Raw genomic sequence first — 26,061 nt, 5'->3', positions numbered from 1 at the left:
ACCTTATGGTTCGCGAAGTGCATTCGCTTTAGCGCGTAATAGAGGCTTTAGCCAATAATTTAAAACAGTTTTCTCACCGGTTAGTATGTCGGTACTGGCTTGCATACCCGAGATAATCGGCCAGCCATTAAGTACGTTTTCTTCGGTTTTAACATGGGCTTCAAAGTAGGTAGTGCCGTCATCTAGCTGCTGAGCGTCCGAGCTCACATAAATAACTTCACCTTTTAGCCCACCGTAAATAACAAAATCATAAGCGGTAAATTTAACGGTCGCCTTGAGTCCTGTGTGTACAAATGCAATATCTTTGGGGGCGATGCGGGTCTCTACAATCAATGCGCCATCTTGAGGAACCACCTCCATAATCGACTCGCCAGGTTCTACTACCGCTCCTATTGAGCGTAATAATATATTGGTTATATTGCCATTTATTGGCGAAACAATTTTTGTACGCGCTAAACGGTCGGCCAGTGTTTTAATACTTTCGGTCAACGCATTTAGCTCATTGACCACCTCATTTCGCTCGGCCTCAGCACGACTCAAAAAGTCTAGTGCTACAGTCAAGTACTCAGCTTCAGCTTGGCTTTGTGCCGCTTGCAACTGACGGCCATTGGCCTTTGACGCCGACAACTCACCTTTAAGGCGAATTTCATCTCGCTCTAGCTTTAATAACTCTAATTCTGCCACCGCGCCATCGCGCACCGCAGCGCGAGTCATGACGATTTCTTGCTTAACCAATTTAAGGCCACTTAACTGCGCCTGTGTAGTAATCCTAGCCTCTTCAATGGCTTGTATTTTTTGCTCTATCACCTGTGCAGATTGCTCTAATTGCGAAGACAACTGCGACAAACGCGATCTAAATATGGCTTTTGAACGACTGCTCACCGCGACATCGGTAGCACTAATTGCCACAACATCAATCGATACCTTATCTCGCCAAAAATCGGCAGCGTCATCAATCACCACAGTGGCAATTTCAGCATCTAAACGCGCCTTTTGTCTTTGCAATGCCGCAGACTGAATACTGGCTTCATCAAAAGCGGAGGCAAAGCGTAGCTCATCTAAAATAAGTAATGGTTGGCCAGCCTTAACGGTTTCACCCTCTTTAACTAAAACTTGTTTTAAGATCCCGCCATCTAGACTTTCGATTTGCTGTACAGCTTGGGTTGGCACCACTCTGCCCTCGCCAACAACCACCTCTTCAAGTTTGGCAAAAGACGCCCAAACAATGGTGACCACGATCAGTGCTGCTACCAGCAAAATCACTTGATTTGCCCGTTTGGCGCCCTCTAGATGTTTGATGTGCAAACGCCCGCTCATTTGGCATCCCCTTTTTGGCGCACATTGACCACTTTAATACGGCTTTTCCCACGCTGATTCATTTCAGCGGGTGTTTGCTCCATAGTGATACGGCCTTTATCTACCACTAAAATCCTATCGCATAGGCTAAGAAGTCTTGGGTTGTGGGAAGCGATCACCATTGAGGTTTCAACTTGCGATAAACACGCGATAATTTGATTTTCAGAGCGTTCATCCATTGCGCTGGTTGGCTCATCGAGTAGCAGTAACTTGGGTTGGCGTAATAACACTCGAGCAAGAGCGATAGCTTGGCGCTGACCACCTGATAACTGGCGACCAAACTCACCCACTTGGCTGTCGAGCCCACTGCCTAAACGATCCATAAGTTTGTCGATACCAGAGCTAATAATGGTATTGGCGAGCAAGTTTTCATCGATGCCTTTTAAGCCGAATAACAAGTTATCTAACACGCTGCCGTAGACCAAAGTCGGTTGCTGCGACATCCAAGCTACATGCTCACGAATATCGCTCACCGACCACTGACGCGCTTCTAAGCTGTTGTAAAACAGCTGACCACTGCTTAGCTGATATTGCCCAGCAAGGATTGATAACAAACTCGATTTACCCGCACCCGCTGGCCCCAGCAAACCTATTTTCTCGCCGGGTTTTATCTCTAAATTCACTTCGGTAAACGCTGGTAGTGGCTGGTCTGGATAAGTAAAGCTGGCATCACGCAGCGACACTGAGCCATTAAAACCAACAGCTGTGCTTGGCTGACTTGCAAAATACTGCTCTTGTGGAAGTTCAAGAATAGAACTCACCGCCGTCATGGCTGATTGTGTTTGTTTAAACTTAAGTAGCAACATTGAAATTTGATTAATAGCGTTGCCTGCTCGACCGCTCAGCATCACGATGGCAATCAAGCCCCCCATGCTTAAATTACCCGCATGGATCTGATAAACACCTGTGATAATTAGGCCTATGGTGACGAGTTGCTGACTATTCATCACACTATGGTTTAAAGTGTTTGAAGCAATACGCGATTCGTTTTGCCAGTCAGCCAAACTACTTACTGTGTCATCCCAAATTCGCTGTGCTTTAGCTTCACCGTTGTTTTGCTTGGTTTCTACTAGCAAATTTAAGGTTTCGATTAGGTGAGCTTGGCGCTGAGTAGCAAGCTGTGAAGTCTGCTCAATCGTTGCCATCAGCTTTTTCTGCATCACAAAACTTATGATTAACAGCAATAGCATGCAGGCTAAAGGTACTAAAACCATGTAACCGCCTAGCCAAGCAATTAAGGCTAAAAACAGTAAGGTAAAGGGGAGATCTACGGCGGTAACTAAAGTCGCTGAGGTAATAAAATCGCGAATACTATCGAACTCTTGCAGTTGTTTAGCAAAAGCCCCCGCTGAGGCGGGCCGATTTTCTAGCCGCATACCGAGCACTTTAGCAAACAAGATATTCGACATCTTTATATCAACTTGCTTACCCGCTACATCGGCTAAACGAGTACGGGCTTGCTTAAGTAGCCAGTCAAAAAGAATAGCTAAACTGGCTCCCGTTGCTAACACCCAAAGCGTGTCTATAGCTTGATTGGGCACAACGCGGTCGTACACATTCATGGTAAACAGTGGCGTGACCAGCGCTAAAATATTAATGGCCAATGAGCCCAGCAAAAAACTGCCGTAAAATGGTTTAACCTCATCAAAAGCGCTTAATAACCAATGACGCTTAACACTAAAATGATGTTCTTCGCTTCGAGCATCTGTAACCAGTTTACGCTTAACGTGCCAACTATCTTGATGATAGTCAGCCTTAAACTCTGCCGAACTAATAATGGTTTGCTGACCATCACCGCTCAATAACAGCCATTCACCCGCGGCATTTTTATCTAATAAAGCCGGCACATCTAGCTTGGAAAATACGATGGCTGGTAAGGCCATTTTAGCGAGTGTTAACTTTTGCTCTATCGCCTCAATACCTACATTATTACAGGCTTGTACCAATTCACTACTGGTTAGTCCGCCAGGTTTAGCCAGCAATTGGCTAAATAGCATCTGCTCAGAGCATGCTAGCCCTAGGCGCTGACAAAGTTCCGTAATAACGTTAGCAAGCACATCGATCTTATTATTCATCATGGCTGCTGACTCAGTAACGCCATATCTTCTTCAAGGCGAGATATCGCATCATTAGGCAGGCTGCCGTATTCATATTCTGAATGTTGATTAGACGCTAACGGCTGTGGCTCATTATTCTGCTCAAGGCTTTGTTTGATGGCATTAGCCAGCATGGCTTCTCTAAAGTTTTCTTTATGCTCAAACATCTCCTCCATTCGCATTTCATCTTCTAAACTAAACGCTCTTATCGCTGTGAAAGGTGAGAAGAAGGTTGGCATGGCATCAACGGTTACGGTGATCACTTCAACGTCACCTGCTGCAGTATCGGTACCCAACACAGCGGTTGGATCTAAGGTTAAATCAAATGAATCTCCATCTTGAGCACCTATAATTTTTAAGGAGCCAACATCAATGAAATTAACCACCCATTTATCACCACTTTGGCTACCAGCGGATAGCGTCATCCCATCAGGTACACCGTAAATCGTGAGTATTCCTGACTCGTTCATCGCCGGATTTTGTAAACTTATGCCTAAATTTAAGGCGACGTTATTAACGTCATTCGCAGTGATATCGCCAATTTGAGTCCACACTGGCGCATCCACCTCAGGCGTAATTTCAACTTCAAAATTAAGCACTTCTGCAGTGCTCGTAGCTGTTTCAACACTACCAAGCACCACAGCTGTGTCGATAGAGGTAAGTTCCAGTTGCACATCTAAAGTGCCAAAAGCTAAATCGCCAGGAAAAATCTGTAACTGTGTAACAGGGCTCACGGCTGTCACCACAGCAAAATAGTTGTTATTGGCAGCATCGTATTGCAATGACACCAAACTACTGCCAATTTTAATACTTTCAAGCCCAACGAGTGCCGAGGCATCTGCCGAGCTGATAATGACTTTGACCGAGATAAGCTCTGTAGCATCGAACTCATTAATTTTGGCATTAAGGTCGATGTTAATGACTTCATCTTCAAGGCTTGTGTATTGGCTTTCGGGCGCAGTAATCACTTCAATACCATCGGCAACAGGCGACACGCCAACAACGATGTCTGCACTTGAAGTAACAAAATCAGCGGTCCCCAACTCTTGAGTAATGGCTTGAATCGATAGTGGAATATCACCACTGAAATCTAATGGAGCTTGCAGCACCAGTCCTGCGAGCTGAGCTGGGGTGACAGCCCAAGAAAAGGTAGGCGAACCGTTAAAGCTGCCACCATCTTTACCTTCGTTAGGCAGTTGCACTAAGTTGGCACCATCTTGAAAATACAACACAGCACCAGTCGGTACACCTTGAATCGTAAGGTAAATAACCTCTGAGCCATCTTGGTCAATCAAACCGAGACTGCTCATATCCAATCCCGATAGCGCAATCAAGCTGTCCTCTTGACCAGTAAAGAGTTGCGTATCACTGGGTAAGTTTGCCGCATCGGTAACAGGAGTAACCTCTATCGTAAAGGTACTTTCAAATGGAGATTGGTCAGTAACATCTACGCCATTGATGCTTGCTGTATCTAGGCTTGTTGCTGACAACTTGAGCCTAAAATCACCGCTTAAATGCTCTGTTGGCACAAACTCTAACAAGCCTAGAGACAAGTTCAACGCGGCCATAGTGCTGCCGGTAAACTCCCATATGTCGGTAGTACCAGCCTTTAATGACCAAAGCCCGGTTATATCATTTATTGCACCGCCATCAAGCAAGGTAATAGTGATAGGGTTATTGCTGTCACCAAATAGAATTTGCTCTGAGCCACCCGTTGTTGGGCTTGCATCAGGGTCATCAAATACCAAGCTAATGCCCAATGGGATAGGTGCATCTTCTTGCATCACCCTATTGGCTACGATGAGTTCAACGCCGTCTGCGACAGGTGTAATCTCGACTTCTAGGCTTTGGCTGTCATCAATTTTGGTGTCGCCGCTTACGGTGTCGGTGGCGATAATTCGAATAGGAATAGTCAACTCACCAGCATAATCTTCGCTGATATTGTGGAGTTTCAAATTGCCGAGCGAAGCGGAAGTAAACACAAACTCGATAATATTTTCGCCGCTGGCATCATAAACAGCGGTAACATCGCTACCGGTAAAATAGCCACCCTCAGGTAAATCTGACGCCAGCACTCTAAAACTAATCAGATCGTTGTTATCACCACTAAGCACTTGGTTTAGGTGACCAGAAAAATCGATAGTGGTGTCTTCAATAGCATCTGCTGGGTTAATCTGTAATTGACCAACTGCCGTCGCCTGACTCGTGCCAGCGCCTTGAGTAAACTGCACCTCAAAACTAGTGCTGATGATCTCGGCATCGTCACGGTCTAGTACTCTAGCCTCTACCGTTATTTGCTCTACACCTGTGGCAAATTCACTAATGATTGTGGCACCTGCAAGCAGATCTAACGCGTACTCCTGCACGGTATCACTCGTCATGCCATTTACAGGAATAATCCAACGCCCATCGCCGTCATCAATTGCCCCGTTTGGATGATAGACATACCAACCGTCACCACTTGGCACGGTAATAACCACATAATCTAATACTTCAGAACCATCAATATCACCATCAAAGAACAAGCCTTGACCCGTTAAATCAATCGCATTGCCATCGGTGCTAATCAACAACCCTTGCTCACTTTGCAAATGGGTAGTTAAGTCAACCACAGCATCCACTACTACCGTTATTTCAGTAGCAATGTATTCACTCACCACAGTGCCGGTTTCTGAGGTATCGGTGATTTGATAACTAATTGTAAAAGAGAAGCTGCCATCGGCATCTTGTGGCGGCACCGCCGCTAAACGACCGGAGTTAAGTAGTGCTTCTAAAGTGGGGCTGGTACTATCGAGCAAGGTTGTAACATCTAAGCCACCTGCTGGTATGCTTACTTGCGCTCCATCCAAGGTTAAAATGAATCCATCGGCACCTTGGAAAGGAATAATCAACCCGGTAACGGTTTCGCTACCGTCTAAGTCAGCATTTAAATTAGGCGTAAAATCGAGAGGAATGGCTTGATCTTCATAACCGTAACTGACTGTGGCTAAAGAAGTTGCATTGGCATCGATGACAGGAGCGATATCAATATTTAACGTTAGTTCGTAATCAGCAGAGTCACCGTCGAGCTCTGTGCTTTGCACGAATATACTCAGGCTAATCTGGCCACTAAAGTCACTCGCTGGTTGTAAACTTAAGGTGGCCAGCAGTGAAGCTGACACGCCATATACTGGCTGATTATTAATAAAATCAACTACCGGAAGGTTAACCGCGTTACCTGCTGAATCGACAAAGATAACCCCTTCAGGTAAACCTGTTATGCGCAAGTCTAGCGACTCTGACCCATCGTCATCAGAACTTACAATGGTAAAGTCTAGTGCGATATTTTCATCTTCATTAAATGCCACCACATTTGAGATAACCCCAGTAGCACTGTCTATCGCCCATATACTGGCATCTGCATTAATTACTGGCTGGTCATTCGCCACTCCCGTTAAGGTTACAGTAACTGTACTTACATCACTGTACCTAGGGTTAGGATGAATAACGCCATCGGCAGGATCAACACCATCTTGTGATGTTTCAGTTGCGAAGCTTTTAACCGAAATAGAGAATGGACCTAAATTAGCCGAGCTTACGTCATCTGCGGGGATAAGCTTGGCCGCACCGCTATCAACCTCTGAGGCCAACACAGTCCAGACACTGCCATTAAAGCTGGCTGAAGGCGCATCTATCGACCAACCATCGGGCAAGGTAAATTCAAAGCTTAAGAACTCTGAACCAGAAGTATCAGTTAGTGTTCCAGAAACGACAGAACTAAGCAGGATGGGAGCATCTTCATCACTACGAATATTTTGGGTTGTCAGGGTTGGCTTATCAGCAATCGGCACAACGGCAATTGTCACCGTCTCAACACTACTTAGTGCGCTATCTTTATTATCACTTTCTGTGGTTTTTGCTTGCACAGTAAAGCTAAATTTTCCTGCTAGATTGTCACCCACTTTAGCCACTAGGTTATCTAGTTGCATTTGGCTAATAGTCATTCCTGAAGTTATTGTTACTCCAATTGCGCTCAGTGTTAAGCCAGCGGTGATATTGTCGATAATATAGCTAACAGTTTCAGAGCCCTGAGGATCAACACCAGTCTCATCGACAGAACTTGCACTCACATTGATATTGAAGCTATCGGCGTCTTCATTAACGCTATAACTAAATTCACTGTCGGCATCCCAAGTTGGCGTATCAGCCACAGATTCCACAGTAATTGGGACTGTAGTGGTGATCGGCGGCTTACCGGTAATATTTACCGTTATGACAAATGCCGCACTGGCTGTTGCATCTGAGCCATCCTCTATTGGCTGATAACTTAAATCGCCGTTAGGAATTGCCACCCGCGTCAAAAGGTCTTCAGTTAACAGTCCATTTAAAATAGACAAGATATAATTGCCATCGGCGTCCTTCGGCACCTCTACGCCATCCAGCATTAATATACCGCCCTGTAACGCAGCGGCATCGAATATCATGCTGACAACAAATTCGCTTTCGTCGATGTCTCCCGGTCTAGCTTCAACACCAAAAATGGTATTGGCGTCTTCAATAAATTGTGTATTAAAGACCTCGACAGAGCCCTCAGCATCTTTGGCAATTATGGTTAGGGTGTCTGTTGCTATATCACCATCAGCATCGGTAATTTGTAGCAATACATCTTCATTAAATTGCTGTTCATTGTAAGCAAACTCAAAAGTGGTCACCGTTGCGAGACCATTCTCATCTACCACCAGCTCACCATATTTAACCGCTACAGGATTAGCGTCAGTGAATAATTCGATTGTCGCGCCAACGGCATAAGCAACGCCTTTGTATGTAATCCCTGTAACCTTAGCGCCATCAGCACCTTGCTGTGCTACCGAGAACATTTGTACGCTATATACATCGCCATTGCTTTCAAAGAACTCTAATGTTTTGGCGGTATCTTCTGGAATATCATCCTTAACTGTCACAGTGATAGTTTGCGCTGCAGACTTATCGTTATCAGCATCAATTGCATTAACTTCAAATACTAAGTCTAATGAGTTTTCGCCATTAGCATTGGCGTGATCCAGCGCCTTAAACTGCCTAAATTCAACTTTGCCATTAGCATTGAAACGGATCTGAAATACCTTATCGCCGCCAGTTTCAGTTGTCGCCACATACCAACCGTTACTGTTTGCCGTTGTATTAAGAATGACTTTTTCACCGCCGCTAAAGACGCTGCCAAAACTAAAACTATCGGTCAGGGTAATTTCGGTTATTTTGTCACTACCTGAAGACGTTGAAAGCACTTCACTTGTGGAGATAGGATTGGCTGTGGTCAGGTTACCTTCGTTAATATTAAGCTGTAGCGCATTGGGTAGGATTGCATTTTGACCATCGTAGATAGCTACTGAGACCTCTGCTGATGACACGGTATTATCGCTATCGCGAATATTTACCATCACGTTTAGAGTATCTAAGACGTCAGCCGCACCTAAATGATCAATAGCGCTAACTAATTTAAAATCGAGCTCAACAGTGCCACTGGTCTCAGCACTAATATCAATATTGGTTGGTAACCTCATGGTAAAGACCAATACCCCGTCTGCAGTTACCGCATCAAGCGAGGCGCCGCCATCTTTCACCACCCAGTAAAGCGCTGAACCATTTTGAGTTAAGGTTATACCCGCCGCATTTTTTACTTCACTGCCATCAGTAACATTAAAGCTAATATCGATAATAGGATCTTTACTCGCAGTAATATTAAAAGAGCCCGTTGCAGTATTATCGAATGCGGTAATACTTGGGATCTCACTAACGCTTAAATTGATATCGTTTATCGTTGCGGCGTCAGCATCTTGTACGGTAACCGTTAAGGTTGCATTCGATGAGTCACCATCAAAATCTGCCACCGACAGGGTAAAGTCGATATCTTCACTTAAGGTTTGGTCAAACGCTTTATACAGGGTGAAGCTATAAGCTTGATTAATACTGTCGCTAGTTGCGCTCCATGTTTCACTTAGCTCAATAACAAACACAGGTGAATTAACATCGCCGGTATGCCCTGTCAGCGTTAAACCATCAGCACTGATTTGGTATTGAATAGTCTCGCCACCAGCCGTTAACTTTGGCTGTAGCCCCAAAGCGGCAAAACCAACAGAAGCAACAGCATCACTGCCCACCAGTACATCAAAGCTGCCATTTTTAACAATGGCACTGCCGATTAAGTTATTTTCATCGAAAGTAAGCTGACTAATGTTGGCTAATGCAGGTGAATTTCCATCGCTTACCTGCCAAGTTAGATTGCCCTGAGTGATATCAGTACCGTCTAAATCGGTGGCGGTAACTTGAGTGATAATTTCAATCAGATCATTAGATAAATGATCCAACGGTGCTGACTGACTAAAGACTGCATCCACGCTTAAGTCATCACCAGTATTGCTAGCCGATAACGTAATGCTAAATACTACCGTAGCTGCTGCATTATCTGTTTTCGCGGTTAAGGTTTTACCGTTATTCGACAATTCAAATTTAAGTGCAACCCCGTTGCTCATTAAACCAAGATTCGCTAATTGGAACGGCGTTAATGCGGTGAATCGAATAGAATCGGCGATTAAAGTGTCTGAACCTGCTGTAACGGTGAACGTCTTCGAAGTGCTTTGCACCCCAGCATCAATATCAGCTTCAGTATTCGCCCCTATTACATCAGCCATACTACCGGCAGCACCATCGGCAACCGTGAATGTGGCATTGGCACTAGCGCTACTACCATCCACGTCAACCACGGTATAGACCAGCTCAACTTCTTGTAATACCGAATTATTCAGGTTATCAGCGACACTAAAGCTCCAACTACCATTAGGCTGAATGGTAATCACCCCTTGCGGAGTATTAATCACCGCAGCTGCGCCAGCCGTCACGGGATAGTCGATGCCATTATAGTTTATTGAGGTAACGGTAAGCGGCCCCTCTACGGTGTAGTCATTACCCAATAAAGAACCAACAGCAACAGTATCTTCGACCACAAACGCATGATCATCAAAAGCAAAGGCTCTTGAATCGCGAATATTCAACACTGCGTAGGTAATGATTTGTTCTGAGGTACCGTCTGCATCGATTTGCAGCCCGCTTAGACGGATATAACTAAGTACATTTTTATTGTTGAGTTCATCCATTGGCTGGAACAAACGAACATTCAAGTCTGTGCCTGACAAACTCGCTGTCATCACCACTTTACCGTCACCATCACGGGTAAGCACGAATGACTGGCCATCGGCAGCAACATTAATACTGAGTGCTTGACCTTCTGAAGTCAGCAGCAATAAGCGACTTTGCTCAGCAGTAATGCTGATATCGGCATCAAAAATATCAATCGGCACCACAACACTGGTACTAGAGCTTACGTTAAGCAGGACCTCATAAAGCGAGGCGATATCCGGCACCAACAGCGTTGGCATGTTATCGGTTGCACTATTGCCCGCAAGATCGGTAGCGGTAACCTCTAGACTCCAAGATGCCCGACGGTTTAATCCCGCCACGTCCATATTATCAAATAGCCAACTACCATCAGCAGCTACAACTGCGCTAAAGCTTAGAGTATTGACGCCATCAGAAAGGTTTAAAACGACTGTCTGCCCTGCCTCGACTCCGGTTGTCGTCCCGCTCAGTGATTTTTGTACACCATATATAAACAATGCAGCATCAAATCCATCTGCACCTGTATCGATATCAATGCTAATTTGCGTATCTAAAACTGCAGTATTATTTGCAATCGCGGGGTTACCAGCCAGATCTGAACTAGTTGCTTGTAACGATAGCTGACCGTCTGCAAATACTGATAAATCGACATTTTCAACCTGCCAAGCTCCGTTAACTACCACGCTGTTAAAGGTTACGGTTTTGCCATTGATATCAGTAACAGTAATCACTACGGGGCGACCATTTTCAATATTAATCACTGTGCCAGCTAAAGTTGCATCTTTTGACTCTGCAGTATTTATAAGGCCGTTATCATCAACAATTTCAACTGCAATACTGGCTAAGCTATCTTTATCCGCACTGGTTGTCGCATCAACCACATTGCCCGCCACATCGGCTGCACTGGCTGAAAAGGTTAACGCTCCATCGCTTAGACTCGACAGATCTGCATCATCAATCTGCCAACCCGCTCCCACGACCATGGTAGTGAAAGTTAAGGTTTTACCATTAATATCAGTGACAGTTACCCTAACCGCTTGCCCCGCCTCAATATCAGTAACTATGCCCGATAGATCAACGAGCCCCATCTCGGCAGCGTTTATCACCGCATCCGTTCCGGTATCAACCTCAATGGTAATTGAGGCCAGAATATCCACCGCGATAGTATCTGTAGCTGTGGCTTGGTTACCTGCGGTATCAGCAACCGATACCACTGCTGTTAAACTGCCATCAGCAAAGCCTGATAGATCTAGACCTGATAGTTGCCATGCTCCGGCAACTACAACCGTTGTAAAGCTACGATCGTTGCCTGAGCCGTCACTGAATATAACTGTAACCGTCTGACCATCTTCGATATTACTGACCGTACCACGCACCGTAACAGCTTGCTGCTCTTGGCTATTTATCACCTGATCATTATCGACAATTTCAATCGTGACCGAGGCTAAGGTATCTTTCAGCACCGTGTTTGTACTGGTGCCAATATTGCCCTCAAAATCTGAAGTTATCGCTCTAAGGGTTAATTCGCCTTCCGCCAGCGACGACAGGTCTAATCCATCTAACAACCAAGTGCCGTTGCGGGTAATGCTATTAAACACCAAGGTTTTGCCGTTAATGTCGGTAACAAACACTTCAACAGGACGACCATCTTCGACGTTGTAAACAAAGCCACCAAGCACTGACTGACCGACTTCGCTTTGATTAAGTACGCCATCATTATCAATAGCGGTAATTGTTATCGCAGCTTGGCTTTCTTTGTAGGCATCATCGGTAGCACTTGCTGTATTACCTGCTTGATCGGTGACGCTAGCGCTAAAAGTCAGTGGACCATCAGCGAGCCTAGATAGGTCTTTATCTTGCAGTTGCCAGCGACCATTAATCACAATCGCCATAAACTGTAATTGCAGGCCCGCATTATCAGTGACAGTAATTGATACTCTTTGACCATCTTCAATGTCTGTCACTTCACCAGACATATCGACTCGCAGCATTTCTCGTGCATTGAGAACTGTGTCATTGCCGGTATCAACATCAATAGTAATCGAGGCAAGAATATCAACATTAATGGTATCTGTAGCCGTTGCTTGATTACCTGCGGCATCTGCAACCGATACTGTTGCGGTTAGGCTGCCATCAGCAAAGCCTGTTAAATCTAAACCTGATAGTTGCCATTCCCCAGCAACCACAACCGTTGTGAAGCTCCGCTCACTGCCTGAGCCATCACTGAGTTTGACTATAACAGTCTGGCCATCTTCAATATTACTGACCGTGCCGCGCACTGTTACCGATTGCTGCTCTAGGCTATTAATCACCGCATCATTATCGATAATCTCAACCGTGATACTGGCTAAGCTATCTTTATCCGCACTCGTGGTAGCATCAACCACGTTACCCGCCACATCGGCTGCACTGGCTGAAAAGGTTAACGCTCCATCGCTTAGACTCGACAGATCTGCATCATCAATCTGCCAACCCGATCCCACGACCATGGTGGTGAAAGTTAAGGTTTTACCATCAATATCGGTGACTGTTACCGTAACCGTTTGCCCCGCCTCAATATCAGTAACCGTACCTGATAGGTCAACCATTGCCATCTCAGCAGCATTAATCACCGCATCGGTTCCGGTATCCACATCAATGGTAATCGAGGCAAGAATATCCACTGCGATGGTATCTGTAGCCGTTGCGAGATTACCCGCGGCATCTTCAACCGAGACCGTTGCGGTTAAACTGCCATCGGCAAAGCCTATTAGGTCTAAACCTGATAGTTGCCATGCTCCGGCAACTACAACCGTTGTAAAGCTACGCTCATTGCCTAAGCCATCACTGAGTACCACGGTTATAGCCTGACCGTCTTCAACATTACTGACCGTGCCGCGCACCGTAACAGCTTGCTGCTCTTGGCTATTTATCACCGCATCATTATCGACAATTTCAATAGTGACTGAGGCTAAGGTATCTTTCAGCACCGTGTTTGTACTGGTGCCAATATTGCCCTCAAAGTCTGAGGTTATCGCTCTAAGGGTTAACTCGCCTTCAGCCAGCGACGACAGGTCTAATCCATCTAAAAGCCAAGTGCCGTTGCGGGTAATGCTATTAAACACCAAGGTTTTGCCGTTAATGTCGGTAACAAACACCTCGACTGGACGACCATCTTCGACGTTGTAAACAAAGCCACCAAGGACTGACTGACCGACTTCGGTTTGATTAAGAACACCGTCATTATCAATGGCGGTAATCGTTATCGCAGCTTGGCTTTCTTTATAGGCATCATCGGTGGCACTTGCTGTATTACCAGCGAGATCGGTGGCGGTTGCGCTAAAAGTCAGTGGACCATCAGCAAGACTAGATAGGTCTTTATCTTGCAGTTGCCAGCGACCATTAATCACAGTCGCCATAAACTGTAATTGCTGGCCCGTATTGTCAATGACGATGATTGTCACCACTTGGCCATCTTCAATGTCTGTCACTTCACCAGACATATCGACGCGCAGCATTTCGCGCGCATTGAGCACCGTATCATTGCCGGTATCAACATCGATGGTGATTGAAGCGAAGATATCCACCGAGATAGTATCTGTAGCCGTTGCTTGGTTACCTGCTGCATCTGCAACCGATACTGTTGCGGTTAGACTACCATCAGCAAATCCAGTTAAATCAATATCAGTAAGCAGCCATTCCCCAGCTACAACCATTGTTGTGAAGCTGCGCTCGTTCCCAAGACTATCAGTTAAAACAACTGTTATAGTCTGACCGTCTTCAATGTTACTGACCGTGCCTTGCACCTTAACAGCTTGCAGCTCTTGGCTATTTATCACCGCATCATTATCAACTATCTCAACAGTGACAGAGGCTAAGGTATCTTTCAGCACCGTGTTTGTACTGGTGCCAATATTGCCCTCAAAGTCTGAGGTTATCGCCCTAAGGGTTAGCTCACCTTCCGCTAGTGACGACAGGTCTAATCCATCTAACAGCCAAGTGCCATTGCGGGTGATGCTATTAAATACCAAGGTTTTGCCATTAATGTCGGTAACAAATACTTCAACTGGGCGACCATCTTCAACATTACGCACAACACCTGCCAGTACTGATTGTCCTGCTTCAACTTGATTGAGTACACCATCGCTATCGATAGCGGCGATAGTAATCGCTGCTTGGCTCTCTTTATAAGCTTCATCTAGCCCATTTGCAGGGTTACCTGCCACATCAATACTATCGGCAGTAAATTGCAATGGACCTTCTGCTAAGCTAGAAAGGTCTTTATTTTCAAGTTGCCACAAGCCATTTAATACACTTGTGGTGAAGGTGAGCTGCAGTCCATTAATATCAGTTACCGTAATAGTCACGGTTTGCCCATCTTCGATATTCTTGGCAACACCTTCCATATCGACCCGCTTAATCTCGCGAGCATTAAGCACAGTGTCGTTACCAGTATCAACTTCGATAGAGATCTCAGCTAATGTGTCTTTGATACTACTATCTGTATCACTGGTTACTTCACCAGGATAAGTTGCAGCAGTAATAACAGCGTTAAGCTCTCCTTCTGCAAATGACTGCAAATCAACAGCATCAAGCTGCCACTGTTGATTAAAAGCTGTCACGCTAAAGCTTTGAGACAAACCAAGACTATCAGTAATGGTTAGCTCTAGAATTTGGCCATCTGCAGCATTAATAGCGCTACCAGATAAAATGACTTTAGGTACTTCAAACTGATTGAGGTAACCGTCGATATCAATAAATTCAACGGTTAAAGTGATAGGAATAAATGTGTCTAGCTGATTCGCAGTAAACTGGTTATTACCTTGGGATGTAAGTTGATCTCCTTGGGTAGCAAAACCGGAGTCAGCAATAACGCTGTCGTTATCAGATTGAACAACTTGATAAATTAAGTTCAATCCCTCTTGCTGTTCACTCGCTGAATCACTTTGATTACGACTGTCCTGCTGATCTTGTTCTTGCTGATCAGCATTATTTTCTATCGTGCTTAACTGAGTAACATTCTGAGGGATAATAACTTTTATGCCATCAATAAAGCTATATTCACTGCCATTATCATCGACTTGGATAGCCTCTGATTGTAGGTTATGGACTGGTATATCCGTTTGCAACTGATGCGGTAAAATCATCACCCACTGGCCATCAGCGGTCACAGCCCAATACGTATCATCAAGCTTTACATAATAAATAACCACGGCACCAAGAGTTGTCATCAGTAAATATCCTTTTAACTTCAGCCACTAAAAGCAGTCGCACAACTAATCGACAGTAAACACAGTATTGATCCACAACCTTGCTATTTACAAGTTAAGAACACTTGAACAACATTAATAATAAGAAAAATATTAAGACATGGGCTAAATCAAGAGCCACAAGTTAGGAAAATCTAACAAAAAACAAATTGGGAGTTTGCACAAGAGTATTTATTTAACAGCTACAATTGAATATTTAGCTATACTTATTGGCAGAGCTTATTAAGCAGAAGAATATAAAGAAAAGACCAATTAAAGGATGAACTTCAATTGGCCTAAAAATTTGAAAACGCAATTATTTGAATTATGCAGCTTGCCCTGCAGCCACGCCAGAGCTCCAAGCCCACTGAAAATTAAACCCACCTAACCAACCACTTACGTCCATAACTTCGCCAACAAAGTACAAACCTGAAACGGTTTTAGCTTCCATGGTTTTTGAAGATAGCTCGTTAGTGTCTACACCGCCTAAAGTGACTTCTGCTGTGCGGTAACCTTCGGTGCCGTTCATCACTAGACTCCAAGATTCAAGATCTACCGCCAGCTTTTCTAACTCTGCATGAACTAACTGGTTAAGCGCTTTGTTCAATAATGACTCTGCAAATAGCACTTCAACTAGACGCTTAGGTAACCATTGCGACAAGGCATTACGCAAACTCTGCTTTGGGCTATTCACTAACACAAATTGCAGCTTTGCACGCACATCTTCACCCGGTAGCAAGTTAATGCTGATGACTTCACCTGGATTCCAATAATTTGAGATCTGCAAAATAGCAGGCCCTGAAAGACCACGATGGGTAAATAACAGCGCTTCGCTAAACTGGGTGCCATCTTTAGCGGTGATAGTGCTTGGTACCGCAATGCCAGATAGTGGCTCAAAGCGTTGCTTTTGATCGCTGTGCCAAGTAAACGGCACTAAACCTGCGTGAGTAGGCAACACCTTTAAACCAAACTGCTCAGCAATGTGATAACCATAAGGCGATGCGCCTAGCTTTGGCATAGACAAGCCACCAGTGGCAATCACTAACGACTCACAAGTGTAATGCTCTTTGTCAGTAACTAACTCAAACAAACCATCAGCATTTTTGCTGATGTCACTAATTTCAGTACGTAATTTAATTTGCGCGCCAGCCCACTCACACTCGGTAAGCAGCATAGTGACGATCTCTTTAGCGGAGTCGTTACAAAATAACTGGCCATGATCACGCTCGTGATATTCGATGCCATGACGCTCCACCAATTCGATAAAGTCACTTGAGCGATAGCGCGCTAAGGCTGACTTAACAAAATGACTATTACCGCAGATAAAGTTCGCAGGTTCGACTTTTTGATTAGTGAAGTTACAGCGACCGCCGCCACTGATAAGAATTTTACGCCCCGCTTGTTTGGCGTTATCTAGCACTAATACATCACGGCCTCGGTAACCAGCAGAGGCGGCGCACATAAGGCCTGCCGCTCCGGCTCCAATAATGATGACGTCATGATGTTTCACTCGATAACTCCTAAAAACGTAGCTAGCCTCAAAAACTGGGGTAAGTTTTGAGCATAAAAGGGGCGCTATTTTAACACTGTTATTTGTACATGGAAGTACTTATGCCTGTAGCTCAATACTGCAAAAACAAAAAACCGAAGCTAGGCTTCGGTTTTAATTAACTGTATTAGTTATTCAGTTTAATAGCTGAAATACTATTCTGCCGACGATGTCTCTGACTTTTGCTCACGGCTAAGTAGCTCTTTAGCTGCATCAACCGGTGACTTGCCTTTATACAAGACTTGATAAACCTGTTCAGTGATTGGCATCTCGACGCCTAAACGCTTAGCGAGCGTGTAGACTTCTTTGGTATTGCGATAGCCTTCAACCACTTGGCCGATTTCATCTTGTGCCGTTTCAACATCACAACCTTTACCAAGCGCTAAACCAAAGCGACGGTTACGCGACTGATTGTCGGTACAGGTCAGTACCAAATCACCTAGACCAGCCATACCCATAAAGGTTGAGCCTTGAGCGCCAAGCGCTTCGCCTAGTCGAGTTAACTCAACTAAACCACGGGTAATCAGTGCTGTTCTGGCGTTGGCGCCAAATCCAATACCGTCAGAAAGACCTGCACCAATGGCGATAACGTTTTTAACTGCGCCACCAAGTTGCAGACCAATAAAGTCGTCGTTAGCGTAAACACGTAAACGTTTAGGGCTATGCAGCAATTCAACTAAGTCTTTAGTGAACTGTGGATCGGTACCCGCAATCGAAATTGCAGTAGGCATACCAGCAGCAAGCTCTTTAGCGAAAGTTGGCCCAGATAGCACAGCTAACGGGAACTCATCGCCAATCACTTCACGCGCAACATCTTGAATTAAACGGCCCGTTTCGGGCTCTAAGCCTTTAGTTGCCCATACAATTCGCGAATCTTTACGCAATAGCGGTTTTGCTTGAGTCAGTACCAATCCAAAAACATGGCTTGGCACCACCACTAGCACATTGTTAGATGCGGCCAGTGCTGTTGCTAAATCAGCTTCAGGGATTAGTAAGTCTGGTAATGGAATACCCGGTAAAAATGCTTCGTTAGACTTGTCATTTTTCAGGTTTTCAATGTGCTCGGGTTCATGGCCCCAAAGCATGGTTCTGTGGCCATTGCTTGCTAAAGAAATGGCAAGGGCGGTCCCGTAAGAGCCCGCCCCCAGTACCGTAATGTCGGCAGTGTTTTTCATGCTATTAAGCGTTAGCTTCTTCTGCTGGTGCTTCAGCTGCAGCAGCTTGACGCTGTTGAACATACTGAGCAAATAGTGCGTCAAAGTTAACTGGAGCTAGGTTTAGTTGTGGGAAAGTACCACGGCTTACTAGGCTACCAATTGCTTCACGAGCGTATGGGAAAAGAACGTTAGGGCAGTATGCACCTAAAGAGTGAGCTAGCTGCTGTTCAGTTAGGCCAGCGATAGCGAAGATACCCGCTTGCTGAACTTCACATAGGAATGCAGTTTCTTCGCCGTTCTTAGCAGTAACAGTCAAAGACAGAACTACTTCATATACGTCGTCAGATAGTTTGTTGCTGCGAGTATCTAGATCAAGCTTAACTTCTGGGTTCCACTCTTTTTGGAAAACAGCTGGGCTGTTTGGTGTTTCAAAAGAGATGTCTTTTGTGTAAACACGTTGAATGTTGAATTGTGGACCTTGTTGTTCGTTGTTTGCTACTTCAGCCATACTATCCTACCTTTAAAAAATGTTAATGAGGCTACTTCAAAAGAGCCAGTCTCAGGGCTTGGCAAACTTGGGCAATCCAATTTGCGCTCCCGGTTTTTGATTTATTTAGTCAACAGACGCTTTTTGGGAGGGAACTCGTCCCTCAGTTCAATGCCGGTAACCACAATAAGTTAAGCGTTAACACTCTAATCAATTACTCAACAAAAAATCAATGGCCAGGCTAACACTTCTATCTTTTACTTTTTGAAACAGGCAAGTTATTTGACTGCCATTCACCCATACCACCTTTCAAGTTATTCACGTTTTCAAAACCATGATTAACCATCAGCTGAGCAGCTTGAGATGAAGTCATTCCAGCGTTGCATACCATTATAATGGGACTCGCTTTTGCGTTTTCAAGGTTACCAAGCTGATTATTTTTTATATCTGCTAGTGGTAAATTGATTGCACCAACGATGTGGCCCTTCTTAAACTCTTCTTTACCGCGTACATCAACGACTTTGGCGTCTTGTTTGTTGATCATCAAAGTAGCTTCTTGATGATTAACATTTTTCACTTTAGACACACTAGACTTAAATACCACAACGATAAGTCCGACAAACAAACCAACCCAAGCAATACTTAGCATCGGGTTCGCTTTAAAAAATTCCATATATTCTTGCATCGTTAACTGCCTACTTTTCTGGGCCAAATATAATGAGGGCACAGAGTATACCATCGCTTGGTGCAGAATACAGAATGTTAGTCACGCTAGGCGCTTTCCAACACCTCTCAAATAACATCAATAGGGCAATTCGATAAGCCTAATCTTGGTAAATGTCTTTATGCACCATGCTAATTGGTAGTAATATTTAACCAATTCCGATTTCAAACTTAATTTTTTAAACTTAAAGGTACTACCATGACGACACGCAAACGCCCGTTGGCATTGCTGATCCTCGATGGCTGGGGTTACCGTGAAAACACGCAAAAAAATGCGGTTTTCCACGCAAAAACGCCGGTTTTAGATCAGTTAAATGCAAAATATCCAAACAGTTTAATCTCAGGTTCTGGCTTAGATGTAGGCCTACCTGATGGCCAAATGGGTAACTCTGAAGTCGGACATATCAACATTGGCTCAGGCCGAATTGTCTACCAAGAGTTAACGAGAATTGGCAAATCTATTGAAGACGGTGAGTTCAACAGTAATCCTGCACTAACTGCTGCCGTTGATGCGGCAATTAAAGCCGATGGCGCCGTGCATATTATGGGATTACTATCTCCAGGTGGCGTACATAGTCATCAAGACCACATTGAAGCCATGTGCAAACTAGCCGTAAGTCGTGGCGCGAAAAAAGTTTACCTGCATGCTTTCCTTGATGGTCGCGATACACCGCCACGCAGCGCTAAGTCTGGTTTAGCTCATTTCGACGAATTGTTTAAAAACCTAGGTACCGGCCAAATTGCCTCACTTATCGGTCGCTACTATGCAATGGACCGTGACAACCGCTGGGATCGCGTATCACAAGCTTACGAGCTAATTACCGAAGGTAAGAGCTTGCATCAAGCGGCGAACGCAGTAGAAGCAATTGAAGCGGCTTATAGTCGCGATGAAAATGACGAGTTTGTTGCCAGCACTGCAATTCCTGATGCTGCAGGCAACATCGCTAAACTAGAAGATAATGACGCACTGATTTTCATGAACTTCCGTGCTGACCGTGCTCGCCAAATTACTCGTAGCTTTGTTGATGCCGACTTTGCTGGTTTTGAACGCAAGGTTACGCCTCAAGTTAACTTTGTGATGCTGACTGAATATGCAGCAGATATCGATACTGCAATTGCTTACCCTTCAAGTGATTTAATTAATACCTTAGGTGAAACGCTGCAGAACCGCGATCTGACTCAGTTACGTATTTCTGAAACTGAAAAATATGCACACGTAACCTTTTTCTTTAACGGCGGTAAAGAAGATCCGTTTAAAGGTGAAGACCGCATTCTGATCCAATCACCAAAAGTCGCCACTTATGACTTACAGCCTGAAATGAGCTCAGCAGAACTCACTGATAAGTTAGTCGCCGCTATTGAGTCAACTAATTACGATGTGATTATCTGTAATTATCCAAATGGCGACATGGTTGGTCACACTGGTAATTTCGATGCGGCAGTAAAGGCTTGTGAAGCAGTGGATAGCTGTATTGGTCGCGTTGTTGAAGCGTTAGAAAAAGTGGGCGGCGAGTGTTTAATAACTGCCGATCACGGTAACGCTGAGCAAATGACCGACGAATCTACTGGGCAAGCGCACACTGCGCACACCAGCGAATTAGTGCCGCTAATCTATGTTGGACGTGACGCAGAAATCGAAAATGGCGGCCGTTTAAGTGATTTAGCGCCGACTATGTTAACCTTGATGGGACAAGACGTACCTGCAGAGATGACAGGCCGTTCGATAATTAAACTCAAAGAGTAATAGTTAACAATTGAACATTCGATTTTTTATTAAAGCCAGCATAATTGCTGGCTTTCTATCACTTCCTTTAGCGGTTAACGCCACGGATCTCGAGCGTCGTCAATCTGAGCTTAAATCAATTCAAGCGCAGATTAACAAGCAACAATCTGAGGTGAAAAACACCAATAAGCAAAGGGAAAGATTAGTCTCGCTTCTAAAAGAGGATGAAAAAGCGATCGCGCAAGCGGCAACTCGAGTTAATCGCACCAAACAAGACTTAAGTCAGACCGATAAAAAAATTACTGAGCTAGAAAGTAAGCAAGTGCAATTGAACAAACTCAAGTCTGCACAGCAAAAATCGTTATCGAATCAGTTACAAAGCGCCTATTTATCCGGTAATCACGATTACAGCAAAATGCTGTTAAATCAACAATCACCTGCAAGTATCGAGCGACTACTGGCCTATTATCAATATTTAAACAACGCCCGTATCGACTCAATTAACCAATTACAAACCACACTAAAAGAGCTTGATGAAATTCAAGTCGAGCAACGAGAGCAGCAAAGCAAACTCAACAAGCTTGTACTTGAACAACAGCAGCAGGCTAAAAAGTTAAACCAAGAGCAGTCTCAGCGACAAAATACCCTTACTCAGCTGCAACGCACACTAAACAGCAGCGGTGCAATGCTGGAACAGTTACAAATCGAAGAAGCCAGTCTTAAGCAAGTCATCAAGCAAGCATTGGCGGCTGCAAAGAATAATCCTTCTTTTGATGGCTTATCGAGCCGACATAAACTCAAGTGGCCAACTAAAGGGCGAATAAAATCAGCCTTTGGTAGTAGACGTTCAGGTCAAGTAAAGTGGAAAGGTGTCACCATATCCGCAGCTGAAGGGCAAAATGTAAATGCCATTGCTGGCGGAAAGGTTATTTATGCAGATTGGCTGCGTGGTTTCGGTATGGTTTTAGTTGTCGACCATGGTAAAGGATATATGAGCCTTTATGGTCACGCACAAGCGTTACTTAAAAATGCTGGCGACACCGTAAGCAAAGGTGAATCGATAGCTTTAGTCGGTCGTTCAGGTGGACAGACTCAGCCTGGCCTATACTTTGAAGTAAGGCACAAGGGGCAAGCTGTCGATCCTGCAAGGTATTGCAAACGTTAGACCAAGTAACCCCTTATAAAGCAAGGGGTTACCATGACACAATATATACGCTATTTTTGCTGCGTTTTCGCGGGGTTAGCACTAGGCATATCGCTAACCTTAGTTGGCCAAGAGCATAGCCAACAATATAAACAACGTATCAATTACCCTATGCTGCTGGACGTTATCGACACTATTGAGACCTATTATGTCGATAAGATTTCCGAAGAAGAGTTAATAGAAGGCGCCATAGAAGGCATTTTTCTTAAGCTCGACCCCTATTCAAGCTTCCTCGACAAGCAGAGCTTTACCAGCGTACAAGAATCAAATAACGGTGAGTACTTCGGCTTTGGGGTCGAGATAGCAACCGATAATGATCAGATTACCATCGTCACGCCTTTTGCTGAATCTCCAGCAGCAGCTGCAGGAATTAAACCCGGTGACCGTGTCATTAAGCTGAATGACCAATTAGTGACAGCAGAGAAATTAGAAAGTCTGCTAAAACAAATTAAGCAGCACAGCTATGACAAGCTCCCCATTGAGCTAGAAATGCTTAGAGCCAATAGCAAAGATACCTACACGGTCACTTTGCAGCCTAGTATCATAGCGATTAATTCAGTTGAAGCTGCAATTTTAGATAATAAAATAGGCTACATTCGCCTATCCAGCTTTCAAGAAAACACCACTCCGAAACTTGTTAAACAATTATCAGCATGGCAATCAACAGAGCTTAACGGCATTATTCTCGACCTGAGAAACAACCCTGGAGGACTGCTTGACCAAGCGATTACCATAGCAGATCTGTTTCTCGATAAAGGCCGCATTGTTGCTACCGAAGGTCGATTCTTCGATGCAAACTCAGATTACTACGCATCACCGCAAACCATGGCGGCAAACATCCCTATTACAGTATTAATCAACAAAGGCTCGGCATCAGCATCTGAAGTATTGGCAGCGGCACTGCAAGATAATGGACGCGCAACTGTTATCGGCCAAACCAGTTTTGGTAAAGGTACCATTCAAAGTCTGATTCCAACCCTAATGGATGGCAATGCAATAAAGCTCACTATTGCAAAATACACCACGCCTAATGGTAAAGATATTCACTCGAAAGGTATTGAACCAGATATAAAAATTGAAATCGAAGCTGTATCAGATGAAGAAAGTATGCCTATAATCGCAACAAATTCACTCCGTGAGTCTGTTGCTCAAGATAAGTTGGTCAGCTCGGCAATTGCATGGATTAAGGCAGAAAACTAAATACCAGTGCGTTATTTTTTACTATTAATATTATTCTTGTTACCAAGCACTAGTGTGTTCGCCAGCAAAATTGCCATCATTATTGACGATATCGGATATCGTCAATCAGACAAGGCTGTACTTACTTTGCCTGCCAATATTACCTTATCAATATTACCGCACACGCCTTTAGGTAAAACCCTAGCCTCAAAAGCTTATCAACAAGGGAATGAAATTTTAGTGCATCTACCAATGCAGGCACTAAACGGCAAAGCCATTGGCCCCGGCGGGCTCACCAATGCCATGAGCGAAACCGAGCTAAAAACACAGATAGCCAACGCTATCAAAAGTGTTCCTCATGTGACCGGTGCAAACAACCATATGGGCAGCTTATTAACCCAATTAGATACACCTATGCGCTGGGTCATGGAGTCGCTGCGACAGCATGACATTTACTTTATAGACAGTAGAACTACGAAATATACCCAAGCAGGCGTTATTGCACGTTCAGTGGGTGTACCTTCATTGAAAAGAGAAATATTTCTAGATAATGATAAGTCAAAGGCAGGTTTAGAAAAGCAATTCAAACAAGCAATTGCACTCGCAAAAACCAAAGAGCAAATAGTGGTTATCGCGCACCCTTACCCTGAAACGATAGCATTTTTGACCACAAACTTATTCAGGTTGAATGCTGAGAACATCCAATTGGTGCACGCATCAAACTTGCTGCCACAACCAAGTGTTGCCACAGCAGCAGAAGAAACTAGATTATTGCAGGATTGAGATCGAAAGATCAGGCAGTAAAGCTTTAAGCTCTGGCTTATTAGCCACAATCATCTCTAAAGTGTAGCCATCTAACACGGCTAAATACGCATTAACCGCCTCACCTAATACGCCTTTAAGCTTACAAGCAGGGGTGAACAAACAGTAAGGTTTAGTGCAGTCAATCGGTGCCAAAGAGTTTTCAAGTGAGCGTACCACCTGACCAATATTTATTTCAGACGCAGGCTTAGCTAACTTAAAGCCGCCACTCTTGCCACGCACAGTTTGTAGATAGCCCAATTTACCTAAGTGATGAACCACTTTCGATATATGGTTAGCAGACAGATCGAATACTTCAGTTATCTCAGAGATACGAAACAGTGATTCTCTTTCAGAGTTTAACGCTAAGTACATCAGCGTTCTTAAACCATAATCTGTATAACGAGTTAATTGCATTAATCGACAATCCGTAAAATAAATATTAGATAAAGCTCTATACTAAGCTTTCATTAATTTGTTGCGGCTTCTAACGTAGTTATTAGCCATAGTGCTTCAGAATCTGTTTTGCCACATACATCATCAGTTGCAGCAAAGAGACCACACACAGCAGGCCTTTCAGCTTTACCAAATAGCTTGCACAAGTTTTGCTCATTGAGCTGAATACAGCGTACTCCGGCTGGTTTACCATCGGGCATACCAGGAATAGGTGTAGTAATAGAAGGCGCAATGCAGCAAGCACCACAACCTAAACGGCAATCCATCTTATAAACCTTTTTACATTCGAGCCGTATTATAGCTCTATAAAGCAACAGAGAGTTGTGCGAAGTCACATACTATACAGCAAGTGACACAGGATATTGTAGAAGCGTGATCAGTGTATACAATTTACCAACCGCAGATAACTGCATAAAAACTCAATCAAGAAGAGCTTATCGCTGTATATTACTAAATTACAGACACGAAAAAGCCCTGCTATTGCTAGCAGGGCTTATCGTAATGTTGGCGGAGCGGACGGGACTCGAACCCGCGACCCCCGGCGTGACAGGCCGGTATTCTAACCAACTGAACTACCGCTCCTTTAGCAAAGTGCTTACGCATGATGCTAAATGCTTTTAAAGTCGCTAGCTTGTCAGGGCTAGGAGACTCGATTTTCGATGAAAATCTAAATAGGCGCCTGGAAATGACCTACTCTCACATGGGGAGACCCCACACTACCATCGGCGATATTGCGTTTCACTTCTGAGTTCGGAATGGATTCAGGTGGTGCCACAACTCTATGGTTTCCAGACAAATTGGGTAAATTCGGAAAGCTTGAAATTCTTTATTGAGTCCACACTACATTAAGTGCTTCATTCTAATTCTGGTTTCTACAAGAAACATAGTTAACTCATAAAACCCATCAGGGTTGTATGGTTAAGCCTCACGAGTCATTAGTACAAGTTAGCTCA

At 44.3% G+C, this 26,061-nt stretch carries 13 protein-coding genes, 1 tRNA gene and 1 rRNA gene; 4 read left to right on the top strand and 11 right to left on the bottom strand.

Translation table 11 applies throughout. The annotated features are described in order from the left end of the window. Window positions 1–3 precede the first annotated feature (3 nt). From MSG37_RS08915 to MSG37_RS08885, 7 genes are all read right to left on the bottom strand, one after another. Window positions 4–1,317 (bottom strand): HlyD family type I secretion periplasmic adaptor subunit, encoded by a 1,314-nt coding sequence (locus tag MSG37_RS08915; RefSeq protein ID WP_248470270.1) that lies wholly within the window; start codon window positions 1,315–1,317, stop codon window positions 4–6. Beyond that, window positions 1,314–3,431, bottom strand: coding sequence for a type I secretion system permease/ATPase (locus MSG37_RS08910; protein ID WP_248470269.1), 2,118 nt, complete (start codon window positions 3,429–3,431; stop codon window positions 1,314–1,316). The genes MSG37_RS08915 and MSG37_RS08910 overlap by 4 nt, the downstream gene beginning before the upstream one ends. After that, window positions 3,431–15,811 carry an adhesin gene (locus tag MSG37_RS08905; RefSeq protein ID WP_248470268.1) on the bottom strand — a complete coding sequence of 4,127 codons (12,381 nt, stop codon included), beginning with the start codon at window positions 15,809–15,811 and terminating at the stop codon, window positions 3,431–3,433. Before MSG37_RS08905 ends, MSG37_RS08910 begins: the two co-directional genes overlap by 1 nt. Before the next feature lie 343 nt (window positions 15,812–16,154). Then, window positions 16,155–17,339, bottom strand: coding sequence for an NAD(P)/FAD-dependent oxidoreductase (locus MSG37_RS08900; RefSeq protein WP_248470267.1), 1,185 nt, complete (start codon window positions 17,337–17,339; stop codon window positions 16,155–16,157). A 194-nt stretch (window positions 17,340–17,533) separates the two neighbouring features. Beyond that, window positions 17,534–18,553, bottom strand: a complete 1,020-nt coding sequence (gene gpsA, locus MSG37_RS08895; protein WP_248470265.1) for an NAD(P)H-dependent glycerol-3-phosphate dehydrogenase — start codon at window positions 18,551–18,553, stop codon at window positions 17,534–17,536. Window positions 18,554–18,557: 4 nt separating this feature from the next. Beyond that, window positions 18,558–19,043, bottom strand: a complete 486-nt coding sequence (gene secB, locus MSG37_RS08890) for a protein-export chaperone SecB (RefSeq protein WP_012157402.1) — start codon at window positions 19,041–19,043, stop codon at window positions 18,558–18,560. A gap of 229 nt (window positions 19,044–19,272) precedes the next feature. Beyond that, on the bottom strand, window positions 19,273–19,707 hold the full coding sequence (locus MSG37_RS08885; RefSeq protein WP_028766646.1) for a rhodanese-like domain-containing protein: 435 nt from the start codon (window positions 19,705–19,707) through the stop codon (window positions 19,273–19,275). A gap of 237 nt (window positions 19,708–19,944) precedes the next feature. Here MSG37_RS08885 and gpmM point away from each other — a divergent pair, with 237 nt between their 5' ends. Genes gpmM through MSG37_RS08865 form a run of 4 tightly spaced genes read left to right on the top strand, consistent with a single transcriptional unit; the run spans window position 19,945 to window position 24,634 of the window. Continuing rightward, window positions 19,945–21,489, top strand: coding sequence for a 2,3-bisphosphoglycerate-independent phosphoglycerate mutase (gene gpmM, locus MSG37_RS08880; protein ID WP_248470264.1), 1,545 nt, complete (start codon window positions 19,945–19,947; stop codon window positions 21,487–21,489). Between the two features lie 10 nt (window positions 21,490–21,499). Then, entirely contained in the window at window positions 21,500–22,633 is a 1,134-nt protein-coding gene (locus MSG37_RS08875) for a peptidoglycan DD-metalloendopeptidase family protein (protein WP_248470263.1), read from the top strand. A 33-nt stretch (window positions 22,634–22,666) separates the two neighbouring features. Beyond that, the gene (locus MSG37_RS08870) at window positions 22,667–23,872 is read left to right on the top strand and encodes a S41 family peptidase (protein ID WP_248470262.1); all 1,206 of its coding nucleotides are present in this window, start codon (window positions 22,667–22,669) and stop codon (window positions 23,870–23,872) included. Window positions 23,873–23,926: 54 nt separating this feature from the next. Beyond that, complete coding sequence (locus tag MSG37_RS08865) at window positions 23,927–24,634, top strand: divergent polysaccharide deacetylase family protein (RefSeq protein ID WP_248470261.1); 708 nt, start codon at window positions 23,927–23,929, stop codon at window positions 24,632–24,634. On the opposite strand, the gene MSG37_RS08860 is transcribed toward MSG37_RS08865, so the two are convergent. The 4 genes from MSG37_RS08860 to rrf all read right to left on the bottom strand — a co-directional run bounded on the left by MSG37_RS08860 (window position 24,620) and on the right by rrf (window position 25,901). Further along, a complete protein-coding gene (locus MSG37_RS08860) occupies window positions 24,620–25,069 on the bottom strand; it encodes an Rrf2 family transcriptional regulator (RefSeq protein WP_248470259.1) in 450 nt (149 codons plus the stop codon). The two genes, MSG37_RS08865 and MSG37_RS08860, sit on opposite strands and share 15 nt — an antisense overlap. Before the next feature lie 53 nt (window positions 25,070–25,122). Next, entirely contained in the window at window positions 25,123–25,374 is a 252-nt protein-coding gene (locus MSG37_RS08855; RefSeq protein WP_248470257.1) for a YkgJ family cysteine cluster protein, read from the bottom strand. Window positions 25,375–25,613: 239 nt separating this feature from the next. After that, window positions 25,614–25,690, bottom strand: a tRNA-Asp gene (locus tag MSG37_RS08850). A gap of 95 nt (window positions 25,691–25,785) precedes the next feature. After that, window positions 25,786–25,901, bottom strand: a 5S ribosomal RNA gene (rrf, locus tag MSG37_RS08845). Window positions 25,902–26,061: the final 160 nt, after the last annotated feature.

The organism is Shewanella sp. 1CM18E, from assembly GCF_023161665.1.
GTDB lineage: Bacteria > Pseudomonadota > Gammaproteobacteria > Enterobacterales > Shewanellaceae > Shewanella.
This window is presented reverse-complemented; position numbering and strand designations above follow the sequence as displayed.

Excerpts from the sequence above, each read along its gene's own strand:
- MSG37_RS08860 (WP_248470259.1), bottom strand. The coding sequence starts at position 25,069 with ATGCAATTAACTCGTTATACAGATTATGGTTTAAGAACGCTGATGTAC.
- MSG37_RS08885 (WP_028766646.1), bottom strand. The coding sequence starts at position 19,707 with ATGCAAGAATATATGGAATTTTTTAAAGCGAACCCGATGCTAAGTATT.
- MSG37_RS08870 (WP_248470262.1), top strand. The coding sequence starts at position 22,667 with ATGACACAATATATACGCTATTTTTGCTGCGTTTTCGCGGGGTTAGCA.
- MSG37_RS08855 (WP_248470257.1), bottom strand. The coding sequence starts at position 25,374 with ATGGATTGCCGTTTAGGTTGTGGTGCTTGCTGCATTGCGCCTTCTATT.
- MSG37_RS08910 (WP_248470269.1), bottom strand. The coding sequence starts at position 3,431 with ATGAATAATAAGATCGATGTGCTTGCTAACGTTATTACGGAACTTTGT.
- secB (WP_012157402.1), bottom strand. The coding sequence starts at position 19,043 with ATGGCTGAAGTAGCAAACAACGAACAACAAGGTCCACAATTCAACATT.
- MSG37_RS08915 (WP_248470270.1), bottom strand. The coding sequence starts at position 1,317 with ATGAGCGGGCGTTTGCACATCAAACATCTAGAGGGCGCCAAACGGGCA.
- gpsA (WP_248470265.1), bottom strand. The coding sequence starts at position 18,553 with ATGAAAAACACTGCCGACATTACGGTACTGGGGGCGGGCTCTTACGGG.
- gpmM (WP_248470264.1), top strand. The coding sequence starts at position 19,945 with ATGACGACACGCAAACGCCCGTTGGCATTGCTGATCCTCGATGGCTGG.
- MSG37_RS08905 (WP_248470268.1), bottom strand. The coding sequence starts at position 15,811 with ATGACAACTCTTGGTGCCGTGGTTATTTATTATGTAAAGCTTGATGAT.